The sequence below is a fragment of the Actinomadura sp. NPDC049753 genome (assembly GCF_040674655.1).
GTDB classification, from domain to species: domain Bacteria; phylum Actinomycetota; class Actinomycetes; order Streptosporangiales; family Streptosporangiaceae; genus Spirillospora; species Spirillospora verrucosospora.
On record NZ_JBFARL010000004.1, the window covers coordinates 101,732 to 109,364 of the forward strand.

Annotated in this window: 7 protein-coding genes; 2 read left to right on the top strand and 5 right to left on the bottom strand. The window is 73.3% G+C overall.

Going from position 1 to position 7,633, the window contains the following annotated elements; all coding sequences use genetic code 11:
* Positions 1-127 precede the first annotated feature (127 nt).
* The 3 genes from pruA to AB0K37_RS02400 form a co-directional block, all read right to left on the bottom strand.
* Positions 128-1,756 carry an L-glutamate gamma-semialdehyde dehydrogenase gene (gene pruA / locus AB0K37_RS02390; protein WP_363973589.1) on the bottom strand — a complete coding sequence of 543 codons (1,629 nt, stop codon included), beginning with the start codon at positions 1,754-1,756 and terminating at the stop codon, positions 128-130.
* Between the two features lie 64 nt (positions 1,757-1,820).
* On the bottom strand, positions 1,821-2,330 hold the full coding sequence (locus tag AB0K37_RS02395) for a hypothetical protein (RefSeq protein WP_363973611.1): 510 nt from the start codon (positions 2,328-2,330) through the stop codon (positions 1,821-1,823).
* 25 nt (positions 2,331-2,355) lie between these two features.
* Positions 2,356-2,991 (bottom strand): HAD family phosphatase, encoded by a 636-nt coding sequence (locus AB0K37_RS02400; RefSeq protein WP_363973592.1) that lies wholly within the window; start codon positions 2,989-2,991, stop codon positions 2,356-2,358.
* Between the two features lie 61 nt (positions 2,992-3,052).
* On the opposite strand from AB0K37_RS02400, the gene AB0K37_RS02405 reads away from it, so the two are divergent.
* Positions 3,053-4,249, top strand: coding sequence for an acyl-CoA dehydrogenase family protein (locus tag AB0K37_RS02405; protein ID WP_363973595.1), 1,197 nt, complete (start codon positions 3,053-3,055; stop codon positions 4,247-4,249).
* A gap of 270 nt (positions 4,250-4,519) precedes the next feature.
* On the opposite strand, the gene AB0K37_RS02410 is transcribed toward AB0K37_RS02405, so the two are convergent.
* Both AB0K37_RS02410 and AB0K37_RS02415 read right to left on the bottom strand, forming a co-directional pair.
* Positions 4,520-5,416, bottom strand: coding sequence for an N-acetylmuramic acid 6-phosphate etherase (locus tag AB0K37_RS02410; protein WP_363973599.1), 897 nt, complete (start codon positions 5,414-5,416; stop codon positions 4,520-4,522).
* Positions 5,413-6,393, bottom strand: a complete 981-nt coding sequence (locus AB0K37_RS02415; RefSeq protein ID WP_363973602.1) for a MurR/RpiR family transcriptional regulator — start codon at positions 6,391-6,393, stop codon at positions 5,413-5,415. Before AB0K37_RS02415 ends, AB0K37_RS02410 begins: the two co-directional genes overlap by 4 nt.
* Before the next feature lie 61 nt (positions 6,394-6,454).
* Between AB0K37_RS02415 and AB0K37_RS02420 the strand changes: the two genes are divergently transcribed.
* The coding region (locus AB0K37_RS02420; protein WP_363973605.1) for a BadF/BadG/BcrA/BcrD ATPase family protein at positions 6,455-7,633 on the top strand (1,179 nt) is incomplete at its 3' end.

Sequence of the window (7,633 nt, forward strand, 5' to 3'; positions counted from 1 at the left end):
GGGTGTGCTCCGGTGCCGTCCGGCGGACGGCGAGGCGAGCCTATCGTCAAGCCTGCCGCCCCTTCGACCGCCGCGGCGAAGGGGTCTCCGGGGGGCCGGGGGTCGCCCCCCAGAACGGTGCGGGGCCTCAGCCCATGTGCGGGTAGCGGTGGTCGGTGGGCGGGACGAAGGTCTCCTTGATGGAGCGGGCGCTCGTCCAGCGGGTGAGGTTGAAGATCGAGCCGGCCTTGTCGTTGGTGCCGGACCCCCGAGCGCCGCCGAAGGGCTGCTGGCCGACGATCGAGCCGGTCGGCTTGTCGTTGATGTAGAAGTTCCCGGCGGCGAAGCGGAGCCGCTCGGTGGCCTCGGCGATGGCGGCGCGGTCGTCGGCGATGACGGCACCGGTCAGGCCGTAGTCCGAGACGCCCTCCATCTGGGTGAGGACCCTGTCGTAGTCGGTGTCGTCGTAGACGTGGACGCCGAGGATCGGGCCGAAGTACTCGGTGGTGAAGATCTCGTCGGTCGGGTCGGACGACTCCAGGACCGTCGGACGGACGAAGTAGCCGCGCGAGTCGTCCAGCTCGCCGCCGGCGAGGATCTGCATGGTGTCGATCCCGCGGGCGCGCTCGATGGCGCGGCGGTGCTTGGCGAAGGCCCGGTCGTCGATCACGGCGCCCATGAAGGCCGACAGGTCGTCGGCGACGTCGCCCATGGTGAGGGCCTCGACCTCGGCGCAGAAGTCGTCGCGCATGCCCGTCCAGACGGAGCGCGGGATGTAGGCGCGGGACGCGGCGGAGCACTTCTGGCCCTGGTACTCGAAGGCGCCGCGGACGAGCGCCGTCTTGAGGACGGCCGGGTCCGCGGACGGGTGGGCGACCACGAAGTCCTTGCCGCCGGTCTCGCCGACGATGCGCGGGTAGCCGCGGTAGCCGGAGATGTTCTCGCCGATCGTCCGCCAGAGCCCCTGGAACGTGGCGGCCGAGCCGGTGAAGTGCAGGCCGGCGAGTTCGGGGTGGCGCAGCGCCACGGCGGAGACGGCGCGCCCGTTGCCGGTGACCATGTTGATCACGCCGGGCGGGAGGCCGGCGGCCTCCAGCAGGCGCATCGTGTGGTGGGCGGCGAGCTGCTGCGTCGGGGACGGCTTCCACACCACGACGTTGCCCATCAGCGCGGGCGAGGTCGGCAGGTTCCCGGCGATCGCGGTGAAGTTGAACGGCGTGATGGCGAGGACGAAGCCCTCCAGCGGCCGGTACTCCAGCCTGTTCCACACGCCGGGCGGCGACAGCGGCTGCTGCTCGTGGATCTGCCGGGCGTACCGGACGTTGTACCGCCAGAAGTCGATCAGCTCGCAGGCGGCGTCGATCTCGGCCTGCTGCACCGACTTGGACTGGCCGAGGATCGTGGCGGCGTTCACCGTCGCCCGCCACGGCCCGGCCAGCAGCTCGGCGGCGCGCAGGAAGATCGCGGCGCGGTCGTCGAAGGACATGGCCCGCCAGGCGGGCGCCGCCTCCCGCGCCGCGGCGATCGCCTCGGTCACGTCCGCCTCGGTCGCCTCGCCCAGCCGGCCGAGCACGTGCCCGTGGTCGTGCGGCTCCACGACGTCGACGGGCGTGCCCGCGCCCATGCGCCGCTCGCCCCCGATCGCCATGGTCAGCTCGGTCTGGGCGCCGCCCAGCTCCTTGATCCTGGCTTCCAGCGCGGCCCGCTCGGCGCTTCCCGGCGCGTACGTCCTGACCGGTTCGTTCATCGGAACCGGCACGGTGGTGACGGCGTCCATGACGTCCCCCTGCGATCCGGCGGCATTGTCGACGTGCCGAGGGACCTACCCCGCGCCCGGGCCGCTAGTCGAGGAGGTCGCCGAGTTCCTGGGTGGCGTACCAGAGCAGCTCGTGGCCCTCGGCGCCGTCCACGGTGAAGCGGGCGTCCTCGTCTCCGGCGTCGGCGGCCGCGAGGGCCTCCGCGGCGGCGGCGATGTCGGGGACCGCGCCGGGGTCGTCGACGTGACCGGAGGCGATCAGCTTCCAGGGGACGGGGGCGGCGAGCTCGACGCGGGCGCGGTCGCCGTTGCCGAGGGCCGCGTCGCCGCGCGGCCAGGCGACCTGGCCGTCGGGGACCTCGGCGGCCAGCACGACCCGGCGGCGCGGGACGGACGGGTCGGCGGCGAGCAGGCGCAGGGAGGCGCGGGCGGCGGCGGACATCGCCGCGTACTCCAGCTCCTCCTCGTCGCCGCCCGCGTACCACTCGCGCAGCGCGGGCGTGACCGCGTGGGCGGCGAGCGGCGCGGGACCGATCTCGCGCGCGGCGTGGACGCCGGCGAGCAGCGTGAGCGTGGACGGCAGGTAGACGCGCATGACGGTCAGCAAGTCTGCCAGACGGTCAGGGCAGCAGGTCCATTCCGCGCAGTTCGGCGATGGTGGTGTCGGGGGCGGTGTGCAGGATGCCGCGGATTCCGAGGGCCTGCGCGGCGCGGACGTTGTGCTCGATGTCGTCGATGAAGACGCACTCGGCGGCGGCCAGGCCGAGCAGGTCCAGGGCGTGCCGGAAGATCCGCTCGTCGGGCTTGCGCATCCCGACCTCGCAGGAGATGACGATCGCGTCGAAGATCTCGGCGAACAGGTCGCGGGGGTACTCGTTGCCCCAGGAGTTCGACAGCAGGGCGGTGCGGGCGCCCGCGGCGCGGACCGCGCGCAGCGCCTCGTACATCGGCTCGACCGGCGCGAACGCGCCGAACATCCGGGCGATGAGCCCGGCGGCCTCCACAGGGGCGCCGTCGACGGTGAGCAGCTCGGCCGCGAGGAGCCGCTCGAACTCGGCGGTCGGCAGGGTGCCGTCCTCCAGGCCGTGGATGGGGTTCGTCCCGGCTCCGTCGTAGGCCTGCTTCACCCAGGCGCGCATGACGGTCTTGTAGCGCTCGACGTCGATGCGGTCGGCGGTGAGCCAAACCTCGACGGCTTCGGCCAGGGGGGAGGTGAGGACGCCGCCCCAGTCGGTGATCACAGCTTTGACGCTCACGCGCCGATGGTAGGCGATCCCCGGCGAAACAACCGAATCCCGTTCTGTCAGAATGCGGGCCATGGACTTCGAACTCAGCCCGAAGGCACGCGACTACCGGGACCGGCTCCAGGAGTTCATGGACGCGCGCGTCTACCCGGCCGAGCCCGTCTACGCCGCCTGGCGGGCGGAGAACGACCCGCACGCGCTGCCCCCGGTCGTCGAGGAGCTGAAGGCCGAGGCGCGCGAGCGGGGCCTGTGGAACCTCTTCCTGCCGGACGTGTCCGGGCTGTCCAACCTGGAGTACGCGACGCTCGCCGAGCTGACCGGACGCTCGCCCGACCTCGCCCCGGAGGCGGTCAACTGCGCGGCGCCCGACACCGGGAACATGGAAGTCCTGCACATGTTCGGCACGGACGAGCAGAAGGAGCGCTGGCTCCGTCCCCTGCTGGACGGCGAGATCCGCAGCGCGTTCGCGATGACCGAGCCCGATGTCGCCTCCTCCGACGCCACCAACATCACCACCTCGATCGTCCGGGACGGCGACGAGTACGTGGTCAACGGCCGCAAGTGGTTCATCACCGGCGCCGCCGACGAACGCTGCAAGATCTTCATCGTGATGGGCAGGACGGACCCCGGCGCGCCGCCGCACCGGCAGCAGTCGCAGGTGCTCGTGCCCCGCGACGCCCCGGGGGTGACGGTCGTGCGGCACCTGCCCGTGTTCGGCTACCAGGACCAGCACGGGCATTCGGAGATCCTCTTCGAGGACGTCCGGGTGCCCGCGTCGAACCTGGTCGCGGGCGAGGGCGACGGATTCATGATCGCCCAGGCGCGGCTCGGGCCCGGCCGCATCCACCACTGCATGCGGGCCCTCGGCATGGCGGAGCGGGCGCTGGAGCTGATGTGCCGGCGCGCGCTGTCCCGCGAGGCGTTCGGCGGGCCGCTGGCCCGGCAGGGCGTGGTCCGCGAGCAGATCGCCGAGTCGCGGATGGCGATCGAGCAGGCCCGGCTGCTGACCCTCAAGACCGCCTGGCTGATCGACCGGCACGGCGCCAAGGGCGCCCGGACGGAGATCGCCGCGATCAAGGTGGTCGTGCCGCGCATCGTCCACGAGGTGCTCGACCGCGCGATCCAGGTGCACGGCGCCGCAGGCGTCTCCGACGACACCCCTCTGGCGGCGATGTACTCCTGGGTCCGCGCGATGCGCATCTTCGACGGCCCCGACGAGGTCCACGTCCGCACCGTGGCCCGCCAGGAACTCCGCCGCCACGAAAGCTGACCCCGGCCGCCGCAGCACCCGCCGCAACGGGCGCTGCAAGCGGCACCCTCACCTCACCTCCGCCCGCCGCCCCGACAACATCGGCCACCCCCGCAACCCCGCGACGACCTGGGGCCCGCGATCGCGTCCGAAGGCAGGTTCGAGCGAAGCGAGAACCTGATCGCGCAGCGAGCCGTCAAGGCGAGACGGAGCGATGCAGCGATCGCCCGCAGTGCCCGACGATGGAGGGCCCTCCGGGCCCGAAGGAGGAGGGCACTGCCATGAACACCGCTAGGCGGATCTGAGGCGTTGCAGCGCCTCGCGGACGCCGCCGTCGGTTTCCTCCAGGACCATCGTGGCGCGTGCCGCGGGGACCTCGCCGAGGAGCGAGACCAGGGCGACGCGGGTGTTGCCGCCCGCCTCGGCCAGCGCGTTCTCACAGGTGCGGGCGTCCATCCCGGTCGCCTCGGTGAGGATGCGCACCAGCCGGGCGCGCAGCTTGGAGTTCAGCGCGTTCACGCTGACCATCAGGTTGGAGTAGGTGCGCCCCATCCTGATCATCAGGGTGGTGGAGAAGGAGTTGAGCACCAGCTTGGTCGCGGTGCCCGCCTTCATCCGGGTGGAACCGCTGATCACCTCGGGCCCGGTGGCGAGCCCGATGTGCACCTCCACCTCGTCCCCGTACGGCGTGTGCGGGTTGCAGCTGATCAGCGCCGTGCGCGCCCCGACCGCGGCGGCGGCGCGCAGCGCCCCCACCACGTACGGGGTGCGGCCGCTCGCCGCGACGCCGACGGCGACGTCGCCCGGCCGGACGTCGCGGGCGTCCCGGCGGCCGAGCTCGACGTCGTCCTCCACGCCGGAGACGGCCTGCGACAGCGCGCCGGGGCCGCCGGCGTTGTGGGCCACGACCCGGCCCCAGATGCCGAAGGTGGGGGGCAGCTCGGCGGCGTCGAGGACCGCGAGCCGGCCGGACGTGCCGGCGCCGAAGTAGTGCACGCGGCCGCCCGCGCGCAGGGACTCCACGGCGAGGTCGACCAGCCGGGCGACCTCGGGCAGCACGGAGCCGACGACCCTCGGCACGGTCGCGTCCTCAGAGTTGATCAGGCGTAGCACCTCCATGGTCGGCAGCGTGTCGACGTCGAGGGTCCGCGGGTTCCGTCCCTCCGTGGGGAGCTCGCAATCGATCACCGACGCCTCCGGTCGGGTCGCACGGTCCGTCCGCGGACCGCCTCGTACGTGGCTTCGAGGGCCTTGCGGGTAGACCCGTAGGTGCGCTGCGCTACTCCGACGAAGAGGCAGTCCACCACCGTGAGCTGCGCCAGCCGGCTGGCGGTGGCGCCCGAGCGGAACGTCGTCTCCCGGGCGGCGGTCGTCAGGATCATGTCCGCGACCTCCGCTATGGGGGACTTCGGGAAGTTGGTGAGCCCCACGGTCCGGGCGCCCCGGGTCTTGGCGACCTCCAGCGCGTCGATGGTCTCCACGGTCGCCCCGGTGTGCGAGATGCCGATCGCCACGTCGCCGGGGCTCAGGACGGCGGCGCTGGTCAGCATGATGTGGGCGTCCGCCCAGGCGGAGCAGACCCGGCCGATGCGGTGCAGCTTCTGCTGGAAGTCGGCGGCGACGAACGCGCTCGCGCCGACGCCGTAGACGTCGACCCGGTTCGCGTTGACGACCGCGTCGACGACCTGCTCCAGCATCTTGATGTCGAGCTGGGACGCGGTCTCCTCGACGGCCCGCGCGTCGGCGAAGGTGACCTTCTCGACGATCTGCTCCAGCGAGTCGTCGGGACTGATGTCGCTGCCGATGACCCGGCCGCCGGTGGCGCTCTGGGCCCGTCCCGCCTCGGTGGCGAGGGTCAGCCGCAGCTCTGGGTAACCATGGAACCCGATCGCCCGGCAGAACCTGATGACCGTGGTCTCGGAGGTGCCGCAGTTCTGGGCGAGCTCGGTGATGGTCGAGTTGGCGACCCCTTCGGGGTCGTCGATGACGCGTTGAGCGACTCTTCGCTCGGCGGGGGGCAGCGAGGGCAGCAGCGAACGGACCCGCACCACCGTGCTCAGCGGCGTGGCGTCCCTGTCCTTGCCCGCCGCGTCGCCCCGTGGCGCCGCGGGCTCCCCCGTGATCCCCCGCTCGGGGCCCCGGTCGGGGCCGATGGGTTTCCTCATGGAGGAAATTTTCTTACGCGCTGGATGTCACGTCAACGTTAGGAAAGGCTACGGTCGCCATGTGTTGACCCATTTGGCCGGTCCTTACGTGGTCGGTATCGACGCGGGTGGCACGAAGACCCGCTGCGTCGTGCTGACGCTCGGGGGAGCCCTGGCCGGTTCCGGCACCGGCCCAGGGGCCAACCCCAACTCTGGAGGCGACACCGCCGGGGCGCTGACCACCGCCCTGCGGGAGGCGCTCGGGGACCTAGACCGCACCCACATCCTCACCGGCGTGTTCGGCATCGCCGGCGCCGGCTCGGCCGGCCGTCCCGCCGCGGTCGCGGCGGCCCGGCGGGCCTGGCAGTCCGTCGGGCTGCGCGGCTCGCCCGCGGTGGTGACCGACATCGCGGTGGCGTTCGCCGCGGGGACCAGCGAGCCCAAGGGCATCGTGGTGTTCTCCGGCACGGGCGCCGGCGCGGCGGTCATCAACGACGGCGCGATCGTGCAGCGCGCGGACGGCTACGGCTGGCTCGTCGGTGACGAGGGTTCGGCGGTGTGGCTCGGGAAGGAGGCCGTCCGGGCCGCGCTCGCCGCCTACGACGGCCGCGGCTCCCCGACGCTGCTCACCGACTCGGTCCCCCGGGCGCTGCTCGGCCCCACCGTGGTGGCGCAGATCGACTCGGAACGGCGAAGACCCCGCCACCCAAGGGCGCTGGCCATGGCCGGCGCCCCTTCGCCGTCACCGGGCTCTCCCGCGCTGCCGCACCCCGCCGCGCTGTCCGCCGGCGGGGGCTCCCCCGGCGGGCGCGCCACCGCCGTACTCGCTCCCGAGTCCGCCTACCCGCCGTCCGCCCGCCCCGCCTGCGGCGGCGGGCCGCCGGGCCCGCACGGGCCGCCGTGCCATCCCGAGTCTCCCGGCACCCCGCCCAATCCCCGCCTCGCCCAGGCGATCATCAAGGAGGTGTACGGCCGCCCGCCCGCGGCCCTGGGCCGCCTCGGCCCGGTGGTCGCCGCCGCCGCGGCCGCGGGCGATCCCGTGGCCAGGCGCATCACCGACGAGGCCGCGCAGTGGCTGCTGGCCGACGTCGACGCGGTGCGCCCGGCCCTGTCCGACCCCTGCGCACCGGTCGTCATGCACGGCTCGGTGCTCCGCGAAGGCCCCATCGTGGGAGCGCGCGGAGACCACCAGCCGCGACGCCGCCGGGCACCTGACCCTCGACGGCGCCCCGGCGCACGCCCTTCCGGACGGCGCCCTCGC

Excerpts from the sequence above, each read along its gene's own strand:
- pruA (WP_363973589.1), bottom strand. The coding sequence starts at position 1,756 with ATGGACGCCGTCACCACCGTGCCGGTTCCGATGAACGAACCGGTCAGG.
- AB0K37_RS02395 (WP_363973611.1), bottom strand. The coding sequence starts at position 2,330 with ATGCGCGTCTACCTGCCGTCCACGCTCACGCTGCTCGCCGGCGTCCAC.
- AB0K37_RS02405 (WP_363973595.1), top strand. The coding sequence starts at position 3,053 with ATGGACTTCGAACTCAGCCCGAAGGCACGCGACTACCGGGACCGGCTC.
- AB0K37_RS02415 (WP_363973602.1), bottom strand. The coding sequence starts at position 6,393 with ATGAGGAAACCCATCGGCCCCGACCGGGGCCCCGAGCGGGGGATCACG.